The organism is Silvibacterium bohemicum (assembly GCF_001006305.1).
In the GTDB taxonomy this organism is placed as follows: Bacteria; Acidobacteriota; Terriglobia; order Terriglobales; family Acidobacteriaceae; genus Silvibacterium; species Silvibacterium bohemicum.
On record NZ_LBHJ01000002.1, the window covers coordinates 123216 to 146325 of the forward strand.

At 59.8% G+C, this 23110-nt stretch carries 17 protein-coding genes and 1 pseudogene; 11 read left to right on the forward strand and 7 right to left on the reverse strand.

The annotated features are described in order from the left end of the window. Positions 1–9: 9 nt before the first annotated feature. The 5 genes from XX99_RS04415 to XX99_RS04435 all read right to left on the reverse strand — a co-directional run bounded on the left by XX99_RS04415 (position 10) and on the right by XX99_RS04435 (position 7389). A complete protein-coding gene (locus XX99_RS04415) occupies positions 10–633 on the reverse strand; it encodes an HAD family hydrolase (RefSeq protein WP_050058186.1) in 624 nt (207 codons plus the stop codon). Positions 634–689: 56 nt separating this feature from the next. Beyond that, a complete protein-coding gene (gene rpiB, locus XX99_RS04420; RefSeq protein WP_050058187.1) occupies positions 690–1160 on the reverse strand; it encodes a ribose 5-phosphate isomerase B in 471 nt (156 codons plus the stop codon). 4 nt (positions 1161–1164) lie between these two features. Then, complete coding sequence (gene tkt / locus XX99_RS04425) at positions 1165–3183, reverse strand: transketolase (protein WP_050058188.1); 2019 nt, start codon at positions 3181–3183, stop codon at positions 1165–1167. A 105-nt stretch (positions 3184–3288) separates the two neighbouring features. Beyond that, positions 3289–5715, reverse strand: a complete 2427-nt coding sequence (locus tag XX99_RS04430) for a glycoside hydrolase family 15 protein (RefSeq protein WP_050058189.1) — start codon at positions 5713–5715, stop codon at positions 3289–3291. 282 nt (positions 5716–5997) lie between these two features. Beyond that, positions 5998–7389, reverse strand: a complete 1392-nt coding sequence (locus tag XX99_RS04435; protein WP_231581147.1) for a glucoamylase family protein — start codon at positions 7387–7389, stop codon at positions 5998–6000. A 396-nt stretch (positions 7390–7785) separates the two neighbouring features. Between XX99_RS04435 and XX99_RS04440 the strand changes: the two genes are divergently transcribed. Beyond that, a complete protein-coding gene (locus XX99_RS04440; RefSeq protein WP_050058190.1) occupies positions 7786–8397 on the forward strand; it encodes a superoxide dismutase in 612 nt (203 codons plus the stop codon). A gap of 300 nt (positions 8398–8697) precedes the next feature. Then, positions 8698–9576: a hypothetical protein gene (locus XX99_RS04445; RefSeq protein ID WP_050058191.1), complete on the forward strand. Its 879-nt coding sequence runs from the start codon at positions 8698–8700 to the stop codon at positions 9574–9576. 174 nt (positions 9577–9750) lie between these two features. Here XX99_RS04445 and XX99_RS04450 read toward each other — a convergent pair whose 3' ends face one another. Further along, positions 9751–11148, reverse strand: a complete 1398-nt coding sequence (locus XX99_RS04450; RefSeq protein ID WP_050058192.1) for a CCA tRNA nucleotidyltransferase — start codon at positions 11146–11148, stop codon at positions 9751–9753. A 51-nt stretch (positions 11149–11199) separates the two neighbouring features. On the opposite strand from XX99_RS04450, the gene tsaD reads away from it, so the two are divergent. From tsaD to XX99_RS04495, 9 genes and pseudogenes are all read left to right on the forward strand, one after another. Next, complete coding sequence (gene tsaD, locus XX99_RS04455; RefSeq protein WP_231581149.1) at positions 11200–12399, forward strand: tRNA (adenosine(37)-N6)-threonylcarbamoyltransferase complex transferase subunit TsaD; 1200 nt, start codon at positions 11200–11202, stop codon at positions 12397–12399. A gap of 416 nt (positions 12400–12815) precedes the next feature. Continuing rightward, a complete protein-coding gene (gene trxB, locus XX99_RS04460; protein WP_050058193.1) occupies positions 12816–13748 on the forward strand; it encodes a thioredoxin-disulfide reductase in 933 nt (310 codons plus the stop codon). A 57-nt stretch (positions 13749–13805) separates the two neighbouring features. Then, complete coding sequence (locus XX99_RS04465) at positions 13806–14006, forward strand: hypothetical protein (protein ID WP_050058194.1); 201 nt, start codon at positions 13806–13808, stop codon at positions 14004–14006. A 305-nt stretch (positions 14007–14311) separates the two neighbouring features. Further along, positions 14312–15727 carry a DUF3300 domain-containing protein gene (locus tag XX99_RS04470; protein WP_184085146.1) on the forward strand — a complete coding sequence of 472 codons (1416 nt, stop codon included), beginning with the start codon at positions 14312–14314 and terminating at the stop codon, positions 15725–15727. Positions 15728–15884: 157 nt separating this feature from the next. Beyond that, positions 15885–17288, forward strand: coding sequence for an NAD(P)/FAD-dependent oxidoreductase (locus XX99_RS04475; RefSeq protein WP_050058196.1), 1404 nt, complete (start codon positions 15885–15887; stop codon positions 17286–17288). A gap of 229 nt (positions 17289–17517) precedes the next feature. Next, a complete protein-coding gene (locus XX99_RS04480) occupies positions 17518–18837 on the forward strand; it encodes an asparagine synthase-related protein (protein ID WP_050058197.1) in 1320 nt (439 codons plus the stop codon). A gap of 8 nt (positions 18838–18845) precedes the next feature. Continuing rightward, entirely contained in the window at positions 18846–19808 is a 963-nt protein-coding gene (locus XX99_RS04485; RefSeq protein ID WP_197081827.1) for a hypothetical protein, read from the forward strand. 20 nt (positions 19809–19828) lie between these two features. Further along, positions 19829–19909 (forward strand): annotated as a pseudogene (locus tag XX99_RS28525) (NAD(P)-binding protein); the annotation flags it as partial. 42 nt (positions 19910–19951) lie between these two features. Next, positions 19952–21388 carry an NAD(P)/FAD-dependent oxidoreductase gene (locus XX99_RS04495; protein ID WP_231581151.1) on the forward strand — a complete coding sequence of 479 codons (1437 nt, stop codon included), beginning with the start codon at positions 19952–19954 and terminating at the stop codon, positions 21386–21388. On the opposite strand, the gene XX99_RS04500 is transcribed toward XX99_RS04495, so the two are convergent. After that, complete coding sequence (locus XX99_RS04500; protein WP_156185794.1) at positions 21360–23036, reverse strand: CRTAC1 family protein; 1677 nt, start codon at positions 23034–23036, stop codon at positions 21360–21362. The genes XX99_RS04495 and XX99_RS04500 overlap by 29 nt on opposite strands. Positions 23037–23110: the final 74 nt, after the last annotated feature.

Sequence of the window (23110 nt, forward strand, 5' to 3'; positions counted from 1 at the left end):
TTCAATCTGTTACAAATTTTCTAATTCAATGCCAAGATGAGCCAGCGTCTCGGCAAGTTTCTCCGAGCCTTCGTACTGAATCGCATGTATGCCGAGGCTCGCTGCCACTTCTGCGTTGCCGGAGCGGTCGTCGATGAAGATCACTTCGTTCGGCTCGCACTGCAGCACATCCAGAGCCAGGCTATAAATCTGCGGGCTGGGCTTGCGCAGTCCCACATAGCAGGAGCTGAAAAAGAAGTCGAAATATCCGCGCAGGCCGAATTCTTCGATGCGGTAATCGTTCAGCTCGCGGGCTTCGTTATTCAGCATGCCCAGATCCACCTCCGCGGAGGTGGCGATGTTTTCTAGAATTCCCATGGCGCTGTCGGGGAGCAGGAGCGACTCCGCTTTCATCGCTGCGACAAATTCCGAAGGAGTAAAGTCACGCGGCTCGAAGAACACCGTGCGCTGGAGATACTCCTCGACGGTGATGAGTCCCTTTTCCCAGATATCGTTGGCTTCCGGATGGCGTTGCTCGAAGGCGTCGCGGTCGACATTGAAGCGGGCCAGCACCGCGGCGCGTTCTTTGTGGTCCCATCCGTTGGTGAGTAGAACTCCGCCTACATCCCAGAGAATCGTACTGATATCGCTCATCGCTCTCCTGGTCTTACGGTGTTGAGGTTGATTCGAGATGAATTTGGGCGGTGGAGTTAGTGTCTTGCGGTTTCGCCCATGTACCGGGCTTCAATAGCGAGGACCTTGTTGAGGCGGCGGACGAAACGCTCTTCGTGCTTTTGAAAATGGGCATTCAGAAAGCTGGAAACCAGCTCGAAAGCCAGTGCCGGGCCGATGATGCGCGCGCCCAGCACCAGAACGTTCATGTCGTCGTGCTCCACTCCCTGATGCGCCGAATAAGTGTCATGGCACATGCAGGCGCGGATGCCCGGCATCTTGTTGGCTGCTACGTTGACGCCAACTCCGCTGCCGCAGACCAAAATGCCGCGTTGGGCGCGCCCTGCAATCAGGGTGCGCCCAACGGCTTCGGCGAAGTCTGCATAATCGGAGGGCTCTGCGTTATAAGCGCCAAGATCGATCACCTCATGTTCGAGGCGCTCCAGATATCCGCGAATCTCCTCCTTGAGGGGGAAACCCGCGTGATCTGCTCCGATGGCCAGCTTCATCGGCTTACTTCCCCGCCAATGCGGCTTCGCTCTTCTTTACTTTCTCGACCAGTGCCTTGCCGCGCTTCGCGATGCCTGCCGGGCTGAAGCCCAGCTCTTCGAGAACCTTCGGACCAGGCGCGGAAGCGCCAAAGCGCTCCAGGCCAATCACGTCGCCGTGGCGGCCGACATACTTCCACCAACCCTCCGGCGCTCCGGCTTCCACGGCCAGCTTGGGCAGGTGATCGGGGAAGATCGACGCCTTGTACTCGTCGCTTTGCTCCTCGAAGATGCGGAAGCTGGGCATCGAGACGACGCGAACCTTGAGGCCTTCCTTCTCGAGCTCGATGGCTGCGCTCTGTGAGGCCCAGACCTCAGAGCCGGCTGCCACGATCAGCAGATCCGGTGAGTCGCCGCCCTTTTCGACGATGTAGGCGCCGTGCTTCACGCCGCCGTAGATGTCGTGTTTCTCGGCATCCAGAACCGGAAGGTCCTGGCGAGAGAAGGCCATGAAGCAGGGGCTCTTGCGCTCGAGGGCGAGACGCCATACAGCGACGGTCTCGTTCGCATCTGCCGGACGGAAATCGGTCAGGTGCGGCACCGCGCGCAGCATCATCAGGTGCTCGATGGGCTGGTGAGTCGGTCCATCTTCACCGAGTGCGATCGAATCGTGGGTAAAGACGAAGATCGACTGGGTGTGCATGATGGCCGCCATGCGCAATGCGGACTTGCAGTAATCGGAGAAGGTGAAGAAGGTCGATCCGTAGGGAATCAGGCCGCCGTGCGCCGCCATGCCGTTGACTGCCGCGCACATGCCGAACTCGCGCACGCCGAACCAGATGTTCCGGCCCTTGGGATCGAGATGGAAGTTGCCGCCGTCCTTCAGGATGGTCTTGGTCGAAGCGGTCAGGTCGGCCGCGCCGCCGATCAGCTCCGGAACATCCTTGGCGAAGGCGTTCATCACCACGTTGCCGGCGTTGCGGGTGGCTACGGGCTTGGTGGTGGGGAAGACGGGAAGAGATTTTTCCCATCCTTCCTTGAGCTTGCCGGCCAGCGTGCGCTCAAATTGCGCGGCCAGCTCGGGGAATTTGCTCTTGTACTGCGCGTAGAGGTCATTCCACTCTTTTTCTTCCTTCGCGCCGCGATCGATGATCGTGTTCCAGTTCTTGCGGGCTTCGTCCGGCACGTAGAAGAACTTGTCCGACGGCCATCCCAGGTTTTTCTTGGTCTCGATCGCTTCTTCCGGCTTCAGGGCTTCGCCGTGAACCTTGTTGGTGCCTGCGATGGGGCTGCCGAAGCCGATTACCGTGCGTACCGCAATGAGCGAGGGCTTGTCCGTTACCGCCTTGGCAGCTTCGATGGCCTTGGAGATGGCGTCCAGGTCGTTGCCGTCGGCCACCTTCTGGACATGCCAGTGATAAGCCTCGAAACGCTTTTCCACGTCTTCGGTGAAAGAGAGCTCGGTCGGGCCGTCCAGCGAGATCTGGTTGTCGTCATAGAAGAAGATCAGCTTGCCCAGCTTGAGGGTTCCGGCCAGCGATGCAGCTTCGTGCGAGATGCCTTCCATCAGATCGCCATCGCCGCAGATGCCGTAGGTGTAGTGATCGACGACGTCAAAGCCCGGCTGGTTGTAGATCGCAGCCAGATGCTTTTCGGCAATGGCGAGACCGACGGCCATGGCGAAACCCTGTCCGAGCGGCCCGGTGGTCACTTCCACGCCGTCCGTGTCGCCGCGCTCGGGGTGACCGGGGGTTCTCGACTCCCACTGGCGGAATTGCTGCAGGTCCTCGATAGTCACGTCGTAGCCGGAGAGATGCAGGGCGCCATACTGCAGGGCCGAGGCATGGCCGTTCGAAAGGACAAAGCGGTCGCGGTTGGGCCAGTGCGAGTTCTTGGGGTTGTGGTGCATGTACTTGTGAAACAGGAGATACGCGATCGGCGCATCGCCCAGCGGAGCACCGGGGTGGCCGCTCTTGGCCTTATCGACGGCATCGACGGCTAGAAATCGGAGGGCATTGATAGAAATCTGATCCAGTTCGCTCATAAAAACTTTACCTTTCGGTTTGAGGGGTTCCCCGAGTCAATCCTAAATCCGCAGCCCGTCTTGCAGATATTCTCAGGCTTGGATGATCTGAAATCGCAGGGAGTTTCAGCCTGCGAGCTGCACTTGAACTTCGAAATTGCGGCCTTCCCAGCGATTTTCTTCCGGCCAGAAAAGAGTAAATGATAGCTGTCCGGCATGCTCGCCGGAGGTGGGAAGGTCGGCAAAAGAGCCCGCCCAGCCCACGGTTGTGCTTTCCGCCGCCGTGCTGGTGCTCCAATTATCCGCGCTCCAGACCACACGGAAGTGATGCGCCGCGACGATGCGCAGCGTGTGTCCCGCGGGAATGTGAGAGATGGGCCGTCGCAATTTGTAAATTTCAACCTTAGCCGGGTTGCGCTCGCGCTTGGCTTTTTTGGCGTAACGATCTTCCACCGCGGCGATGCGATCGAAGACGCGGCCGTCGTAAACGGAGCGCAGCAGCTTGAGATATTCGGCGTGCGCCCATACCAGCGGCATCGCCGATCCAGCAGGTCCGCCGAGCACCAGGCCGGCCTTGTCCGGCTCGTCCCAGATCTGCTCCGGGAACATGCCTCCCTCGGAGGCGAAGTTTTCGTAGGTTTTGATCAGCGAGCTGATGTCCTTGCCCGCGGCCAGCTCATAGTGAGCGCGCTCACCGGTAAGCAGCGGCCACGCGCGTCCCTGACCATAGCCATTGTAAGGACCGCCGTTTTTTTGCTGGCCATAGCCGTCGTGGTTGTAGCGGCGCCAGCAGGGACCCTGAGGCGTATTGATTTTTAGGATATGGTCGACCACTTTGAGCGAATCGACGATGAGCGGATCGTCCGCGGCGCGAACGCCGTAGCGCACCAGCTCCAGAAACCCCGCATCGATGAGCTCACGCGCCTCGAATTCGTACCGTTCGCCCGGCTCCCGATTGTTGAGCCCCACCATCTGGCGGTCGCAGTCTGGTCTTGCGTAGGGCTCCCCGCATTGTGGCGGCCTGATGCGCATGTAGTGGCGCTTGACATCGGGATGCAGCAGGCCGTCGTCGGTCACCGTCCACTCTTCGAGGTGCGATTCGATCCAGTCGGCATGCTGCTCCAGGAACTTGCCCAGCTCCGGAGAGCCGTGGGCGTGCGCCAGCTCCGCTGCGCAGATCAGCCCGGCGATGACCGCGGCCAGGGTCGAAGGCGAGTAGCCGGAGTTCTCCTCCCAGCGCTCCTGCTGGGTTACGGGCGCATACCTGACCAGGAAACCGGCAGCGCGCTCGACAAAGGGGAAGACGTCGAACTTGCCCAGGCCATCGAGCTTCCACAGGCGCCAGGCCAGCATGATGGGGAAGGCGACCTCGTCGAGCTGAATGCCGCTCCAGTAGGGAGTTCCATCGATCCAGAAATTTTGCGCGAAGCTGCCATCCGGCTTTTGCGTGCAGGCGAGATAAACCAGGGCGCGCCTGGCCGTATCCACACGGCCGCAGGCCAGGAGCGCAGTTGCGCTCTGCACCATGTCGCGAGTCCAGACCAGGTGGTAGCCTCCCAGGTCGTCGTCTCCCTTGGAATAGCCCCAGGGGATCGATGCAGAGGCGATGAAGGCTCCGGCGTAGGTCTTGTCTTCGTGGGCCAGGATGACGTTGTGGCTGATCTGCATCAGCCGGCCGCCATCTGCGGCGTTGATGGCCAGCTCGCGCGGGCTCTCGGCGCGATGCCACTGCTCGATGAAGCGGGTGAGGTGCTTATCGAAGGGCGTAGAGAGTGCGCCCATGGTGGTCGAGAGCGCTGCATGGGGGCCTTCGCCGAAGCCGATGGCCAGCGTGAACTCGCGGGTGTGGTTAGGATCGATCTGTCCCATCACGGCGACATTGCCGTCAAGCGCCGAGCCGAACTCCCAATCCATGGTCAGATCATGGCGGAGATCCTGCCAGCCATCGCTGGTGCCCACATAGCCGCAGCTGGCGCGGCGGAAGCCGCAGTCGGCGGCCAGGGTCAGGGCGGTGTGCTTTTTCCACGCGACCAGTACGTGCTTGCCGGCCACATCGGCAACCCGGGCGGAATTGCCTGCGCCGCCTCCGTCGATGTGCGGGGAGAGCAGCGCATAAAGCTTGAGCCGCGGCAGTATCTGGTCGTCACCCTCCATGCGAACGCGTATGAGCACGACCGGATAGTGCGGGTCGCTGATGATCTCCTTGGTCAGCTTGTAGCGCCCCTCGCGGTCGCTCGAGACGATGCGGACGGCCAGCGAATCGGAGTCGATGTAGGAAAACACGTGGTCGAGATCGCGCTTTTCTTCGTGAAAGAAGGTCTCGCCGTCAGTAATCAGCAGCTCCATATCGCGGATCTGCGGCTTATCGATGGTGGGATAGTAAATCTCGTTGAGGATCCCGTGAGAGATGGTGAACCATGCGCGGCTGGAGGCGGCATAGGCCGTTCCTACCGTTGACTTGGCACTCGAGGTCCAGCGAGCCTCAAGTCCGGGCGCGCCGAAGGCCGGACCCTGCTGATCCAGCCAGTGATATTGGGGAGCGAGATCGGTCATTGCGAGAGTTCCATCCTGAGAGAACGGTGTGGTGATGAGGAGACAAAGCTAAACTCTACCGTACGATTGTGAAAGCACAAATACGAGGCCGGGGACTGCCGGGAAAGTACTGGCACAACAGAGGGCTAGCGAAACTTCACTTCTATGATTCCGCAACTTGGAATCAGGATTCATGGAGGAAGTCGGAGAAGGAAGATCGCTGGGAAACGCCGCCTGCGCGAGCCGACGCGATTCTACACCTGGCTTGCGCCCTCTCTCCGGTCAAGCCAATATCGGGAGAGGTTACAGGACCTGTGTATTTGCGTCCGGGTCGGGATGGAACTGCACCTCGCTCATGGCGTGCGTGATCTCCCGATTTTTCATGAAGTACTGCCAGGAGAAGCCGGTGCGAAGATTTTCCGCCATGATGATGCTGATGCCCTGGTCAATACCGAGAATGTCTTCCGCAAACCAATTGGTTTTGGGATTGAAAGCGTCGACGAAGCCGTAGCGTGTCCACACCTTGCTGCCCATCTTCTCGCGCATGCTCAACAGAACGTGAGAGCACTCGGCGGGCAGGAAGGGCAGTGAACCGGCTGCGGCGCAGGGGACGAGCGTGCCGTCAGGATTGCCCATGGTCGGCGGTCCTCCCCATACCCGATAGCCGTCGCGTGCATCGGAGGCCGAGATTCCCCACATGTCCTGATCGATCCAGTTGAACTTCTGACCCAGCACCATGCACCAGAGCTGATGAACGCGCGTGGCGGCGATGGAATTGGTGAAGTAATTGGTGTGCAGGTCGCGCTGATCGCGATAATCGCACCAGGCATGCGCATACTGATGGATGAACAGCGGCGCCACTCCGCTGATGTACTGAATTCCGCCGTAGTTCACCACCGGACGCTGCAGGGCGTTCCAGGTATCGGCGGAGATGGGGTGCGTGGGCGAGCCGATGGCCATCAGGTACATGGTCGTCAGCTCGGAGTAGATGTCCCAGCGGTGCTTGAGGAAACCCTGATCGGGCAGCCAGCCCATGGAGAGCGTGGTGCCCTCGTTCAGCATCCACTCCCAATCGATGCGGCGGTAAAAAGTAGTAGCCAGCGCCTCGATGCGGGTGTTGCCGGCGAAATATTGACGGCACAGAAGCACGCCGCACAGCAGCAGCGCCGTATCGATCGAAGACAGCTCGCTGCCGAACATGCGCTGCCCGCTCTCGATGTCGATGAAGTGGTAGAGGAAGCCGTGCTCGTGCGGGCAATCTTCAAGCAGAAACGCGAGCGTCTTCTCCACGCGCTGCTCGCACAGGCTGGGAGAGAGATAGTTGCGCTTGGCCGCGATGCACAGGGCGCTGAGCCCGAAGCCGGTCGCCGCGATGCTCGCCACCCGGCTCAAGGATCTTCCCACCGCCGGGGCCCGGTCGCGCACCAGGCCGGTCTTGGGGCTGGCTTCGTTGTAGAAAAAATCGCAGGCGCGGCCCTCGAGGTCATCGAGCAGCGCTTCGGCGTCTTTCGAAATCTGAGTGAGCGGCCGATTGATGAAGACGCCGGGCGTGCGGGGATAATTCTCCGCGGCCTGCGCCTCGGTCTTGGGTTCCTGCCCCGGTTTTACCGGCGGCGTCTGCGCCTGATTCTGAAAGCCCGCCGCCAGAGCTGCAGCGGGAGCGCCGATGGCCAGTGCGCCGGATGCTCCGGCCACGCGCAGGAGTTCTCTGCGAGTAATTTCTGTGCGAGTTATTTTTGAGCGAGCCAAAGCGATCGTTTCTTAAGAGATGCGCGTGCGGAGCAAAACGCTACGTTCTTCGTGGCGCATTGAAGTGACAAAAGCCAATCCCTATTGGACGCGCATTTGGCTCTGAAGTCGACTCAGCGGCGGATTTGAACCCTGCCCGGGTTTCCGAGGCCGGTCTATTTTCTTGAATTGTCGAAGAAAACTTTCTTGCGTGATACGAATGTTCGCCTCTTCTTCGGCCTGGCCTGCACCGCGCGTGAAGTTGCCGCATCCATTATGATCGAGGACGCACACACATTGGATTCACCACGAATCCGTGTCTCGATCAAAGATTTCCTAACCACTACCCGAAGGAGAACTACTGTGGCTTACGAACTCGCACCACTTCCCTACGACTACGCCGCACTCGAACCGCATATCGACACCGAGACCATGAAGCTGCACCACGACAAGCACCACCAGACCTATGTGAATAATCTTAATGGCGCGGTGGAAAAGCATCCCGATCTGGCGAAGCACACTCCGGAAGATCTCCTTCGCAACCTGAATAACATTCCCGAGGACGTGCGCACGGTGGTGCGCAACAACGGCGGCGGACATGTGAACCACACCATGTTCTGGTCCATCATGAAGCCGGGCGGCGGCGGCGAGCCGACGGGCAAGATCGCAGAGCAGATTCGCAAGGACTTCGGCGACTTCGAGGCCTTCAAGAAGCAGTTCAACGAGACCACGGCGAAGCAGTTCGGCTCCGGCTGGGGCTGGCTGGTCTGGGATGGCGGCAAGCTGGCCGTCGTGACCACCCCGAACCAGGACAATCCGCTGCTCCAGGGCAAGTTCCCCATCCTCGGAAACGACATCTGGGAGCACGCCTATTACCTGAAATACCAGAACAAACGCCCCGATTACCTGGCCGCATGGTGGAACACCGTGAATTGGGAAGAGATCAACAAGCGCTTCGACCAGGCCAAAGGCTAACAAAAGCAGGGTGTAGGGAACAGGTTTTAGGGTGTAGCTAACAAAAGCAGGGTGTAGGGAACAGGTTTTAGGGTGTAGCTTCTATACTCTGCCCCCTGACCCCTACACCCTGTTTTTCTATCCCCGGAACCCTAAACCCTGCTAACAAAAGCAGGGTGTAGGGAACAGGTTTTAGGGTGAAGCTTCTATACCCTGCACCCTGTTTTTCTATCCCCTGAACCCTAAACCCTGCACCCTGCACTTTCCACCGAAGCTTCTTTCCGAAAAACGCGTCTGAATAGAAAGAGGTTTCGATACGAAATGCGCTTTCCCGCCAATTTTCTGCTGCTTGGCCTGTTCGTGCTTCCTGTAATTGCTCCGGCCCAATCCGGAATTGCTCCGGCCCAAACTCAGGTTCAGCTTCCTGCCGGTTCCTCGCACTACTTGATTTATCAGGGGGATAAGTCCGTCGGCTCGGCTGACCGAACCGTCGAGGTTACGCCCTCGGGGTTTGCCGTCACCTCGCAGGGCAAGATGAGCCTGTCCAAATTCAGCTACAGCTTTACGAATACCCAGCATCTCGACCATTCGCTGAACCTGGTGAGCGACCAGATCAACGGCACGGTCAATGGCAGCCCGGTAACATTCAGCGCCCATGCCGACTCCACCGGACGCCAGTTCCAGATCGAGATCAACGCGCAGGGCAAGCAGTCGCAGAACACCGTTGACCGCCATCAGCACCTGGTGCTGCTGCCGGATCTCGATCCCGCCGCTTACGTTCTGCTGGTGCAGATAGGCCTGCAGAGCCCTCCCACCTCGTGGGTTCTTATACCCAAGGAGCAGGGTCTCCTGGTTCCGACCAGCTACAACCGCGGATCGAGTGTGCGCGGCCGGTTGGCCAACGCGCAGGTGGATGTATTGCACATGACGGTGACCGTGGGCGAGCAGAACCCCATCAGCGTGGAGCTTTACTACGGACGCGATGGCGGCCTGCTCGAATCCGACCTGCCGGAGCAGAACTTCTTTGTGGTGCGCGACGGCTTCAAGCTGATCGATCGCCCGAAGCCGACACCGCCACGCGGCACAGCGCCGCCTCCTCCGGATGGACAGCAGCCACAGCAGCAGGGCGCGCAGCCTCCCAACGGAGCTCCACAGTACCCGGCGCCACAGAACGGCTATCCACAAGTGCAACCGCAATAGGACTCGCCGTCCAGGCGACTGCTTCGCGTTTGCTCCGCTCCCGTTGGTCGCTTCGCGTTCAGGGCAATTGATGTAAGTCGTCCACACGAATGGAAGGATGAAGAATCTTGGCGATGCTAAAAGTGCATCGCCGAGATTCTGCGTTTCACATTCAACATGCGAGTGTGCGGCGGATTACGACGTCCGTTTCGCCGCTTCCCGCACCAGATTCAGCCCCTCTTTCTTCGTGTGGATTCGGCCCTCGAGCTGCGCGTCTTCGGCGAGAGCCATGAGTTCTTTGAACTCCGGCCCGGGCTTGTAGCCGGCGGCGATCAAATCGCGGCCGGTGACCAGCAGGCTGGGGCGAACCTCTTCCTGAGGGATGGCCTCGTAGCGCTCTTTGGCGTAGTCATAGAGCGTGAGGTCCCCGTGGCTGGCGCGCGAGTCCATGCGATGGAGCGCCAGATGCTCCGGAAAATCGCGGAGCCGGAAGAACCGCTTCAAGGTCGACTCCTTCATCTTCATCACATCGCCAAAGCGCATGTGATTCGCGACAAGCAAGGCGATCTGCTCGGCCTCCTCGTTAGAAAAGCGCAGCCGGCGGCAGATATCTTCGGCAATGCGCACACCGACCTCGGCATGCCCATTGAAGCGAATGCGTCCTGGACCGGAAGCGGGCGCGGGCTTGAAGGTGGCGGGCTTGCCGACATCGTGCAGCAGCGTGCCCCAGGCCAGCGCGGCGGAAGCGCCTTCGGGTAATTGCTCCAACAGCATCAGGGTGTGAATCCACACATCGCCCTCGGGATGGTATTCGGGCGGCTGTTCTACGCCGTGAAGTCGATCGATCTCCGGCAACACTTCCTTGAGCAATCCGGTTTTATCCAGCAGCTCGAAGGCGCGGCGGGCGCGGCCTTCGGTGAGCATCCGCGTCAGCTCGTCGCGAACGCGCTCGTGGCTCACCTGGCCGATCTTCGCGGCGAGGCTGCGAATCGCGGCTTCGGTCTGAGGCGCAATGGCGAAGTCGAAGCGCGCGGCAAAGCGGACCGCTCGCAGCATGCGCAGCTTGTCTTCTTCGAAGCGCTGCTGAGGGTCGCCGATGGCCCGCACCAGACGGGCATCGAGATCGGCGCGGCCGCCGACGAAATCCAGCACCGACGAGTCGAGATCGCCCGAATCTTTCCATATCTGCGGGTCGAGGAGCATGCCGTTGATGGTGAAGTCGCGCCGGAGGACATCCTCCTGTGGGCTCTCGGAGAAACGGACGGACTCGGGCCGCCGGCCGTCGGAATAGGCTCCGTCGCTGCGGAAGGTGGCGACCTCGGTCATGATCTGCTGGCCCCCGATCTCGCCCGTGTAGGCCTCGTCGGCCACCAGGATGACGCCAAAGTGCGCGCCAACCGCGAAGGTGCGGGGAAAGAGCTTCAGCACGGCATCGGGATGAGCATTCGTCGCCACGTCGAAATCGGCAGGCGCACGCCCCAGCAGCAGGTCGCGCACGCATCCGCCGACGAAGTAGGCCTCATAGCCCGAGGCGCGCAGGCGGTCTACGATCTGCGCGGCCGCTGATTGCGCCGATGTCGTCTCCCTCTGCAAACTCAATGATCGACTCCTGTCTCTTTACTCCTGCCTCTTTACTATAGAGATGTGATAACTCCTAACACGGCTGGTTCCAGCGGCCTGATTCTCGGCATTGAAAGCTCCTGCGACGAAACCGCAGCTGCGGTGGTGCGCGGCGGAGCCGAGATGCGCTCGAACGTGGTCGCCTCGCAGATCCCGACGCATTCGCCCTACGGCGGTGTGGTTCCCGAGCTGGCTTCGCGCGAGCATCTGCGCAATATCGTTCCCGTGGTACGCGCAGCAATGGAAGAAGCCGGCGCAGGCTTCGGCGATCTCGATGCGATTGCCGTCACCTCCGGCCCCGGCCTTGCGGGCGCGCTGCTGGTGGGCATCAGCTATGCCAAGGCGCTGGCATTCGCGCTGAACAAGCCGCTGATTGCCGTGAACCATCTCGAAGGACACATTCATGCCGTCCTGTTGGAGCAGGCGGAGCTGGCGGCAAAGTCCGAACAGCCGCCTCTGCCCTTGCCGGCTCTGGCGCTGGTCGTTTCCGGCGGCCATACCCATCTGTATCTGGTGCGGAAGCGCGGCGAGAGCTGGAGCTATCGCAACGTGGGCCGCACCGTCGACGACGCGGCCGGCGAGGCCTTCGACAAGGTGGCCAAGCTGCTGGGGCTAGGATATCCGGGCGGTCCGTGGATCGATGCCCTCGCAGCGCATGGCAACCCCTCGGCCGTGCCGTTTTCCTTTGCCCAGATTAAGGCGAAGGCGCATCGCCGCGATGGCCCCGCCGCGGCCGGCCGGTCAGCAGCAGATCCTGCAGCGAGCACGCTCTTCTCCTTCAGCGGCATCAAGACGGCGGTGCTTCGCTACACGCAGCTGCATGCCATGGCCGAGAGCATCGAACACAGGCGAAGTGTGCTGGCGGCCATCCCCGATGCCAGGCCTTCGGATGCCCTGGCTCTTTGCGATCAACAAGCGTTAGACCTGATCGCTTCCTTTCAGAGAGCGGTAGTGGACGATCTGCGCCGCAAGACCTTCCGCGCGGCCGAGCAATTGGGCGCGACCAGCCTGCTCGTTTCGGGAGGCGTGGCCGCAAATCGCGAGCTGCGGGTGCGTTTCACGGCGGAGGCCGCCGATCGCGGATTGCCAATAGCCTTTCCTTCGCTGGCGCTCTCGACCGACAACGCAGCCATGATCGCCGCCGCGGCATGGCCGAAATTCTTGAGCAAGGAAATTGCCGCCGATGAGCTCTCCGCCGATCCCACGCTTAGCCTGGGCAGATAAGCGGGCCGCGCCTGCGCCTTGGCGCTCGATCCGTAGAAGTAACGGCGATTGTGGAATCCCATGTCTCAAAAGCGAGACATGGGGCAGGACTGGCCGTCCAGGCGAGCGCGCCTCCGGCGCTTTGGGTTTCGTGATCCCACATCAAAATCGAGATGTGGGGCACCCTGAAGATTGATAGCCACGGACGCCAGGGCGAAGCATCAAGAAGTGCACCAAAGGCGCGGAAGGCCTGGACGGCGAGTCCCGCGGAAGGCCTGGACGGCGAGTCCTGCGAAGGCTTGGACGGCCAGTCCTGCATCCTGTTTCGTGGATGTGAATCTAAGATCGAGCGACCCCAGGAAGCGAGCCCAGCAGATTGCGCCACAGGCGTAGATCGCCGGACGCGCAGTCCGGGTACAATTCGGAAAGTCCACGCCATGTCAGAAATCCACGATACCGTCATCCTCGGCTCCGGCTGCGCCGGCCTTACCGCCGCCATCTATGCTGCACGCGCGAACCTGAAACCGCTTGTTCTCGAAGGGCACGAGCCCGGAGGACAGCTCTCCATCACCACGTTGGTGGAGAACTTCCCCGGCTGGCCGGAGGGCATTCAGGGTCCGCAACTCATTGAAAACATGAAGCAGCAGGCGAGCCGTTTCGGAACCACCTTCCGCATGGGCCATCTCGTCTCGGCCGATCTTTCCAAGCGCCCCTTCGTGCTGAACCTGGGCAGCGAGACGATCCATACCCGCACCTTAATCATCGCCAGCGGAGCCTCGGCGCGCTGGCTGGGTCTGCCCTCGGAGCAGGCGTTGATCGGGCATGGCGTGAGCTCCTGCGCCACCTGCGACGGCTTCTTTTTCTCGGGCAAGGAGATCGCCGTGGTCGGCGGCGGCGATTCCGCGATGGAAGAGGCGCTCTTCCTGACCCGCTTTGCCAACAAGGTCACGTTGCTGCATCGGCGCGACCACTTCCGCGCTTCGAAGATCATGCTGGAGCGCGCCATCGCCCATCCCAAAATCGCGTTCATGTCGAACACTGCGGTCGAAGAGGTCCTCGGCGTAGAGCAAAAGGAAGTCGCAGGTGTGCGGCTGCGCGATACTGCGACGGGAGCGCAATCGACGCTGGCGATCAGCGGCTTGTTTCTCGGTATCGGTCACGAGCCGAACGCGAAGATGTTTGCCGGCCAGATCGATCTCGATGCGGATGGCTATGTGCTCACCAAGGACCAGGTGCATACGCGCGTTCCCGGCGTTTATGCCTGCGGCGACGTGCAGGATCGGCGCTATCGCCAGGCGATTACCGCTGCCGGTTCCGGCTGCATGGCCGCGCTTGAAGTCGAGAAGTATCTGGAAGAGCATGGCCACTGAGGTTGTCGCCAGACCGGCGGCTTTGTATGATCGCAGGCGCAACGAGATGAGGATTTCATGGCCAATCTAGCTCTGGTATACGGTCTGCGCCTGCTTCCTGCCGAGGAAGTGGCCGGCGTAGGCGAAGCGCCTGTCGAACTTAAGAACGGGAATAACGCCCGCGTTACGATGCACCTGCTCGAAGGAACTCGCGAGCAGATCGAGGCGCAGTTGCGCCAGAGCATCGACGCATTCTTTGATTTCTTCCCCGAGATTTAAAACGATTGCGTTTGCGGCATGCGCATAGGAAGGGATTTCGTTCTTATGCGCATGTTTGTATATCCATGTCTGGTATGTCTGGTTTCAACCTTCCGCGATATCAATATTTGTTTTTCTTTGCGCTTAGAATCCCTAAGGCTACATGTCTTACCCTCAGAAAGATGGACCGGCACGCAACTCCAGCCTCCAATTGCGTGTCAGAGTGTCTGTAATCGTTTGGTGCAGGCGGTCGGGTGACGGAGTGAATGGAACGCCGGTTCGACCAACCTGCCGAAAGTTTTTTTGCCGAAAGAATGAGGCTCAATATGAAGGTTAAGCAACCGCAAGATTCAATCTCGAAAGCTACGCCAGACAATCCGCTCGCGCTGGGAGACGTGCTCAAGTTTGGACAGCGCGCCATTGCCTGCGCGCTGATGTATCTCATGATTCCGCTCGGCGTGGCCGATGTGCTGGCGCAGGATGTGCCTCCTCCTCCGCCGGATCAGACCGGGGCGCCGGCCGACCAGGGTGGGCCTGTAGATCAGGGCGGTGCTCCTCCGCAAAATTACGGAGCCCTCGGTCCCGATCAGCTAAATCAGCTGGTAGCTCCGATTGCGCTCTATCCCGACGCTCTCGTCGCACAGATTCTTGCCGCCTCGACCTTCCCGACCCAGGTTGTGGACGCCGATCGCTTCGTGCAGTCGCACCAGGGAGCTCCTCCCGATCAGATCGGGCAGATGGCGGATGGAATGCAGTGGGATCCCAGTGTGAAGGCTCTGATCGCGTTTCCCTCGGTCCTGGCGAATCTGGACAAAAACCTCGACTGGACCAGCCAGCTGGGCAACGCCTATTACAACCAGCCGCAGGACGTGATGGGCGCGGTGCAGACCATGCGCCAGCGCGCTTATGACACCGGCAATCTGCGCAGCTCGCAGCAGATCGCAGTCCAGTACCAGCCCAGCAATATCGTGATCGCGCCGGCCAATCCGGCTGTGGTCTATGTTCCTTACTACAATCCGTGGGTGGTCTACGGCGGCCCGGTGGTAGCGTGGCCTGGATACTATGTCCCCGCTCCGCCGATCGGTGTTGCCATCGGTGTAGGCCTGGCCATCGGCTTCGGTATCGGCATCGCCATCGGCGGATGGAATCGCTTCGGATGGGGATGGCATAACTGGGGAGTAGGCTGGGGATCGCACTCCGTCGTCTTCCAGCGCAACGTCTACATCTCGCGCAGCGTGACGGTGGTCAATCACGGGTACTACGGCCGCTTCGATCGCAATCCGGGTGCTCGTGCCTATAACCGGAATGTAGCCATGCATGCGCCGAACTATCGTGCAGCGGGCTTCAATCGGCCTGGCGGCGCCGGCGGCTTCAACCGTCCCGGTGCGGCAGGCTACAATCGCCCCGGCGCGAACGGCTTCAATCGTCCAGGAGCGCAGGGAGCGAATGGCTTTAACCGTCCGGGGGCGAATACGGCTGCCCGTCCAGGCGGAGCAAACTTCAACCGCCCCGGAACAACCCCCGGCAACTTCAACCGTCCTGGAGGAGCTCCGGGAGCCAATAATGCTGCAAGACCTGGTGGCGGCAACTTCAACCGCCCGGCCGGCCAGCCCGGCGGACAGCAGGGACGTCCGGCGGCAGGCCGGCCCGCTGGTGGTCAGCAGGCGCATCCGGCAGCAAGACCGTCGGGCGGCGAACACGGCGGTGGGGAGCATGGCGGCGGCGAACACCACGGGAAGTAAATCCAACGCAATCGCAATCAGTTACAGAGGGGATGGGGCCTTGGCTCCATCCCCTTTTTTGTTATGCCAATTCGGTGAAGAGTGCCTCCTATCGGCCGCGGATACTATCCTGTAACAAGACGCGCTCCACGAGCATCTTTAGTAGTAAGGGGAAACAATGACGGTGACTTCGAAAGCGATAGAGATTCCGGCAATAGGCGAGGGACGGCGTCCGCGCCTGCTGATTTTGGGTGGCGGGTTTGCCGGCACTCATGCAGCGGTGGCGGCTGCGAAATTGCCCATCGACGTGACCTTGATCGACCGGCGCAATCACTTCACGTTTCAGCCGTTGCTCTATCAGGTTGCCCTTGCCGTGCTGTCTCCGGCAAATATCGCATCGCCGATCCGTTCCATCGTTCGCGGCAAGCAGAATGTGGAAGTTCTAATGGACGAAGCGATCAGCTTCGACCTCAACGCCCGCCGGGTGCAGCTGAAGAGCGGCGCGGAGATGGATTACGACTACCTGATGGTTGCCACCGGCGCGACCCACTCGTATTTCGGGCGCGACGAGTGGGCGCAATACGCTCCGGGATTGAAGACGGTGGAAGACGCGATCGAAATTCGCCGCCGCGTGCTGCTGGCCTTCGAACTGGCCGAGCGCCAGATGCTGGAGACCGGCGCTCATCCGCCATTGAATTTCGTAGTGATCGGCGGCGGCCCGACCGGAGTAGAGCTGGCTGGCGCCATCTCGGACATCGCCAAGCTTTATATGCGGCATGACTTCCGGCATATCAATCCGACGACGGCGCGTGTGCTGCTCATCGAGGGCGGAAAGCGCATTCTGGCCGCTTATCCGGAAGACCTGTCGGAGAAAGCGGTGAAGCAGCTGAACGGGCTGGGAGTAGAGGTTCACACCGCGCTGCAGGTCACCGATATCCAGCCTGGATACGTAGTCGCCGGCGGTCAGAGGATTGACTCAGTCGTGACGCTGTGGGCCGCAGGCGTCCAGGCATCCCCGCTTGGCCATCTGCTTGGCTTCGAGACGGACCGGCGCGGCTGCGTACTGGTGGATAGCACGCTGAATCCCGCGGGGCATCCTGATATCTTCGTCTGCGGCGATCTGGCCCACTTCGAACAGGATGGGAAGCAGGTTCCGGGAGTGGCGCAGCCTGCCATGCAGATGGGCGATCACGTGGCCAAGATGATCTCCCAGGATCTGGCGAGAAAACCGCGAACTCCGTTCCGCTATTTCGACAAGGGAGATATGGCCACGATCGGCCGTCTGGCCGCCGTCGCCAAGGTGGAGTGGCCGTTTAAGGCGCACTGGAGCGGCTTCCTCGCGTGGCTTACGTGGCTGACTGTCCATATCTTTTTCCTGATCGGGTTCCGCAACCGGGTTGCTGTCTTCTTCGAGTGGGTTTGGAATTACTTCACTTTCACGCGGGGTGCGCGCCTGATCACGGGGAGCCACGACCTGCCTGGGTGGTCCGAGCAAAGAGGCGTCCATCCGGACATGGTCTCCACGGCGTTCGATGCGGCGTCTCCGGGCGAGCGAGATCGGGACCGCGCCAAGGTGTCGTAGTCTCTGAGTCATGGCTTCGAGCATAAAGTTGTCATCCCGACCGTAGCGAAGCGAAGTGGAGGGACCTGCAGTTTCCCTTGAGCCAGCTCTGTACCAGAATCGCTTCAAGATCACATGCATGAGTAATTCAGAAGACTAGCTTTGATCGATCAACATCGAATCGACTTTCAGCTGGGCTCGATGGAATTTGGATAGACTGGAGGCGGGAAATTCTCTCCAGGGGACTGTCGTGCAACCATACGTCGAGCGGGTCGTCGATCTTACCGAGCCGAAAGCCAATCAGATTCTGAACCAGACCGTCGAAGAAGCTAGAGCCGCGGTGCTGAGCGGCGCGCCGGATGCGGTAAGGCGTATCGAGGGATCGTTCGCGTTGATCGCGCGCGACGGCAAGACCGTTCGTATGGCCCGCTCCCTTGATCGCCCCATGCGCTACTTCCTGGCGAAGCGCTCCGAGGGGCCGGTCCTGATCGTCTCCCCTCGCATCGATGCGATCTACAACTGGCTGAAGTCCGAAGGGCTCGAAGGACAATTTCATCCGAGTTATACCCGGATGGTTCCCGCACACTATGTAGTCGAGATTCAACTCATAGGTTGTCCCGATCCCGATCCAACGTACACGCGCTTCTTCTCGCCGCGGGCAAACAGCCTTTCGACGGACTTAGATGAGATTGGCCGCGCGTATATCTCGGCCCTTGCCGAAGAAATCTCGCAATGGGTGCGACGAGTTCCGGAAGCTGAACCTATTGGGGTCTGCTTCTCCGGCGGAATCGACAGCGGAAGCGTCTTTCTCGTCGCCTACCACGTGATGCGCAAACTCGGCATGAGTCCGAGCCGCCTGAAGGCCTTCACTCTCGATCTGGGCGATGGTCCAGATATGCAGCAGGCGCGCGCATTTCTCGGGGCGCTGGGTCTTGGCCTGTTCCTGGAGCCGATCGAGGCGGATGCCGCGTCACTCAATGTCGAAGAGACGATTCGCATCACCGAAGACTATAAGCTCCTCGATGTCGAGTCGGCGACCATGGCGTTGGCCCTGTGCAAGGGGATCCGCGAGCGTTATCCGAAGTGGCGATACCTTTTGGATGGCGATGGCGGCGACGAAAACCTGAAAGACTATCCCATCGAGGAAAATCCCGAGTTGACCATTCGCAGCGTGGTGCACAACCAGATGCTCTACCAGGAAGGATGGGGAGTCGGCAAGATCAAGCACTCGCTGACTTACAGCGGAGGGCTGAGCCGATCCTACACGCGAACTTATGCACCCGCGCACCACTATGGATTTTCCGGGCTAAGTCCTTATACTCGTCCTAATGTGATTGCTGTTGCCGAGGCGATACCGTTCATCCGGCTGACGGACTACAGTGTCGAGCGGCTTTACGAGCTGAAAGGCGAGGTAGTGTCGCGAGGGGTTGCTGCGGTTACCGGCCTCAAGATGCCTATCTTCCCCAAACGCCGCTTTCAACATGGAGCGCTGCCGGTCGATGCTCTGCGCAGCCTCCTGCCCATGCAGGAGTCCGTGTACCGCGGGCAATTCCTTTCTCTCTACCGGTGAGAAGCGCGATGGATGCGTCTTACCCAGCGACAGCAGCGGAGCGCGATCGATGGATTGTGGCGCAGCGGACATCGCGTGCGAGCTTGAATCCGCTGCAGCCCTACGCATTCCATGTTGAAGACGAAGCGGCCGCAGTTGGGACGATCCAACCGGTGGCAACAGTGTTTCTTACCAATCGCGAATGCCCGTGGCGTTGCGTGATGTGCGATCTGTGGCGGAATACTCTGTCCAGCGCCGTACGGCCGGGCGCGATTCCAGCGCAGATCGACTATGCACTCGAACGGCTTCCTCATGCGCGCACGATCAAGCTTTATAACAGCGGAAGTTTCTTCGATCCGCATGCCATCCCTGTCGCTGACTACGCCGCAATTGCGGAGCGATTCAACAGCTTCGACCGCGTCATCGTCGAGTGCCACCCTTCCTTAGTCGGGGACAAATGCCTCGCCTTCCGGGATATGCTCCACGGCAGGCTCGAAGTGGCGATGGGTCTGGAGACTGCGCATCCCGAAGTCCTGAAACAACTGAACAAGCGAATGACGCTGGAAGAGTTTGCAGCCGCGGCCGCCTTCCTTGGCGAGAATCACATAGATTTGCGTTCCTTCGTTCTCGTTCAGCCTCCATTCATGCGGCCGGAAGACTCACTGTATTGGGCGCAACGATCCCTGGACTTTGCATTCGATTGCGGAGCAACCGCTGTTTCGCTCATTCCCACGCGCGGCGGGAATGGAGCGATGGAAACGCTCGCCTCGCTGGGAGAATTCACTGCGCCGCGCCTTGCCCAGGTGGAGTTGGCAATGAGCTACGGCATCGGGCTTCGACGCGGCCGCGTCTTCGTTGACCTGTGGGATGCGCAGCCTGGAATGGAATGCCTGAAGTGTCATCCCGCGAGAATCGCGCGGTTGCAAACGATGAATCTACAGCAGACGGATCTTCCATCGATTCACTGCAATGTTTGTGGAGGCCATAACTGAGCGACTGTTACGACATCGCCATTGTCGGCTCAGGATTCGCTGGCTCTTTGCTGGCGATGATCGCGCGCAGGCTCGGACGGTCAGTTGTTTTGATCGAGAAGGGTACGCATCCTCGCGTGGTCATTGGAGAATCCTCAACTCCCTTGGCGAACCTGATGTTGGAAGAGCTGGCCATGCGGTATAACTTGCCCATGGTGGCCCCGCTCTCCAAGTGGGGAAGCTGGCAGCGAACTTATCCTGAGTTAGCGTGCGGGTTGAAACGCGGATTTACCTTTCACCATCACGTTCTCGGCGAAGCGAGCAGGCCATCAGCCGACCGGCAAGATCAACTGCTGGTTGCAGCAAGTCCTCACGACGAGATCGCCGATACGCATTGGTATCGCGCGGACTTCGATCACTTTCTTCTTCGCCAGGCTCAAGAGTGCGGCGTGGACTATGTCGACGAAGTCAGCCTGCATCGTTTCATCGACTGCGGCGATACGGTAAAGCTCGAAGGAAAGCATCGGGAGGAGCCGGCTGTCTTTCACGCAAAGTTTGTTATCGATGCCACAGGTCCCCGCGGCTTTCTCCATCGCACACTCGGACTTGGCGAGCGTGAATTGCCTGGCATGCCCGCGACACAAGCTCTCTTCAATCACTTCACGGGAATAAGACGCCTTGCCGACGGGAGCGCCAGCCGAACCGCTGAAACTCCGCCGTATCCAATTGACGATGCCGCAGTCCATCACGTCTTCGATGGTGGATGGATATGGGTGCTGCAATTCAACAATGGCGTGACCAGCGCCGGTGTTGCGGCGACAGATGAGGTCGCGACAAGACTCGCTCTGCACGAGGGCGCTATAGGCTGGAACCGGCTATTGAAACTGATTCCCGCGCTACAGGGGCAGTTTTGCTCGGCAATTCCTGAGCGGCCGTTCACCTATGTGCCGAGGCTCAGCTTCCGAACATCCGCCATCGTAGGAAGTAAGTGGGCGATGCTGCCTTCGGCGGCGGGCTTTGTCGATCCACTCCTCTCGACCGGCTTTCCGCTTACCCTGCTGGGCATTTCTAGATTGGCAGATAGTATCGAGCGAGATTGGGGAACCGAGAAATTTGGCGAAGCTCTACAACGATACGCGGTCGATACAGACGCGGAGTTAGTGGCTGCCTCGCGGCTGATCGGCGCGCTCTACAGAAACATGAGCGATTTTCCCGTATTCGTATCGTTGTCGCTGCTTTATTTCGCTACAGCCAGTTTTTCAGAGACAGCGCGCCGTTTGGATAAGACGAAGCTCGCGACGTCTTTCTTATTGCATGACCACCTCACATTCGGACCCGCTTCGCGCCAGCTGATTGAGCAGGCTCTTCGTCTGCGCACACAGGAAGAGTCGGCAGAGCTGGCACGCGATATCGTGAGAGCCATTGAGCCGATCAACGTCGCCGGACTGGGAGATCGTTCACGCCGAAACTGGTATCCCGTCGATGCGGAGGATTTGCTTCACTCGGCGCATAAGCTCGGAGCCACGCGTGAAGATATTCTTCAGCTATTGCATCGCTGCGGTTTTGCAGAGCTTACTTCTTCTGAGTTTGCGCGAACATAATCGGTTGGGCAGCAACAATCCCCTTGCCCTCTTGAATAGTGAGAAATTGATTCGGCTTCACACCGTCGATCGTTTCCTTATGGCCGCTGGGCCACGCAATTGCGATCGTCACAACATTGCCGGGATCCGGCTTGCCCAGGCCGACGGTTAACGGCAGCTCGCTTTGCGACAGATAGCTGGAGCCCGATTTCACCATTGCGAAGAGGCGTCTGCCCTTGGACGTTGTGATCGTGACTTTAGCCCCGATCCCATCTCGATTGGAGCGTGTTCCCACTGTCCTGATGCGAAGCATGTCGTTCTGATTGCCGTTATCGTTGCGTAACAGGCGCGCCGGACCACTGCTGGTGGTGAGCAGCAGATCGAGATCGCCATCGAGGTCGTAGTCAGCGTAGGCCGCGCCGCGCCCCACGACGGCTTGTCGCAAGGCAGCTCCCACTTTCTGCGAGACATCTTCGAACTTGCCGCGACCCAGATTGTGAAAGAGCAGCGGAGGTTGCGCATAACTCAGCGATGGTTGCAAGACAGCGATGTCGTCCGCAACATGTCCGTTGAGCGCAAAGATATCTCGTAATCCATCCAGATCGTAATCGAAGAAGAAGCTGCTGAAGGTCAGGGATTTCGCGGAGGGAGGACCGATCCCGGCGGCAATCGCCTGATCGGAGAAGAGTCCCTGTCCATCGTTGTGAAACAGGGCCATGCTTTCGTTGGTGAAGTTTCCGGCAACCAGGCTTTGGCGTCCTGAGCCATCGTAGTCCGCAGCGTCAACGCCCATGCCCGCGCGCGCTTTTCCTGCATCGCTGAAGGCTACTCCGGATGCGAATCCAACTTCGGTAAAGGTTCCGTTGTGATTGTTGTGGTAAAGCTTGTTGGCCTGCGTATCGTTGGTGACGAAGAGGTCAAGCCATCCGTCGTCGTCATAGTCGAGCAATGCGACGCCGAGCGACTTACTGGTGGGATCGTAAAGTCCCGCGGCCTTAGTCACATCCTTGAATCGTCCATTGCCTTCGTTGTGATAGAGCGTTGCGCTCTGGCCCTTATATAGCTCGGGCGTGCAATAGGACTTGTTTTTTCCGTCGAGCGAACAGCTTTGATCTTTCTCGATGGACCAGTCGACATAGTGAGCGACAAACAGGTCCAGCTTGCCGTCGTTGTCGTAGTCGAACCAAACCGCGCTAGTTGCAAATCCTGGTGAGCTGACGCCGGCCTTCGCTGTGACGTCGGCGAAGGTCCCGTTCTTCAAGTTATGAAAAAGGTGGCTGCCATCGATGGCCGTGATGTAGAGGTCATCATATCCGTCGTTGTCGTAATCGCCGACGGTGCAGCCCATGCCATAAATCTCGACGTCAAGATGAGCCTGGCGAGTTACATCGGTAAAAGTGCCGTCATGGTTGTTGTGATAGAGCGCGGCATAGGACTTGTGTGCCGCATGCTCAGGCCAATCCTTGGAGTTGACGAATAGGATGTCCTGATATCCATCGTTGTCATAGTCGATGAAGCATGCGCCGCTGCCCATGGTCTCGGGGAGATACTTCTTCCCGAAGGCGCCGCTGTTATGCCGGAAGCGAATGGCCGCCTCTGCCGTCACATCGGTGAAGTGAATCGGCCCCGAGGGGCGCGCTATATCGGATACGGACGTCGGCTTCTGCACAGGAGCTGCGGCCGCTGGAGCATTCTGTGCAGCAGAACTGGAAGCTGAAGGCTGTTCCACTGGAGATGTGGGTT

What these genes read in the sequence shown, in the direction of transcription:
- XX99_RS04415 (WP_050058186.1), bottom strand. Translation starts at nt 633, where the DNA reads ATGAGCGATATCAGTACGATTCTCTGGGATGTAGGCGGAGTTCTACTC.
- rpiB (WP_050058187.1), bottom strand. Translation starts at nt 1,160, where the DNA reads ATGAAGCTGGCCATCGGAGCAGATCACGCGGGTTTCCCCCTCAAGGAG.
- tkt (WP_050058188.1), bottom strand. Translation starts at nt 3,183, where the DNA reads ATGAGCGAACTGGATCAGATTTCTATCAATGCCCTCCGATTTCTAGCC.
- XX99_RS04430 (WP_050058189.1), bottom strand. Translation starts at nt 5,715, where the DNA reads ATGACCGATCTCGCTCCCCAATATCACTGGCTGGATCAGCAGGGTCCG.
- XX99_RS04445 (WP_050058191.1), top strand. Translation starts at nt 8,698, where the DNA reads ATGCGCTTTCCCGCCAATTTTCTGCTGCTTGGCCTGTTCGTGCTTCCT.
- trxB (WP_050058193.1), top strand. Translation starts at nt 12,816, where the DNA reads ATGTCAGAAATCCACGATACCGTCATCCTCGGCTCCGGCTGCGCCGGC.
- XX99_RS04465 (WP_050058194.1), top strand. Translation starts at nt 13,806, where the DNA reads ATGGCCAATCTAGCTCTGGTATACGGTCTGCGCCTGCTTCCTGCCGAG.
- XX99_RS04470 (WP_184085146.1), top strand. Translation starts at nt 14,312, where the DNA reads ATGAAGGTTAAGCAACCGCAAGATTCAATCTCGAAAGCTACGCCAGAC.
- XX99_RS04475 (WP_050058196.1), top strand. Translation starts at nt 15,885, where the DNA reads ATGACGGTGACTTCGAAAGCGATAGAGATTCCGGCAATAGGCGAGGGA.
- XX99_RS04485 (WP_197081827.1), top strand. Translation starts at nt 18,846, where the DNA reads ATGGATGCGTCTTACCCAGCGACAGCAGCGGAGCGCGATCGATGGATT.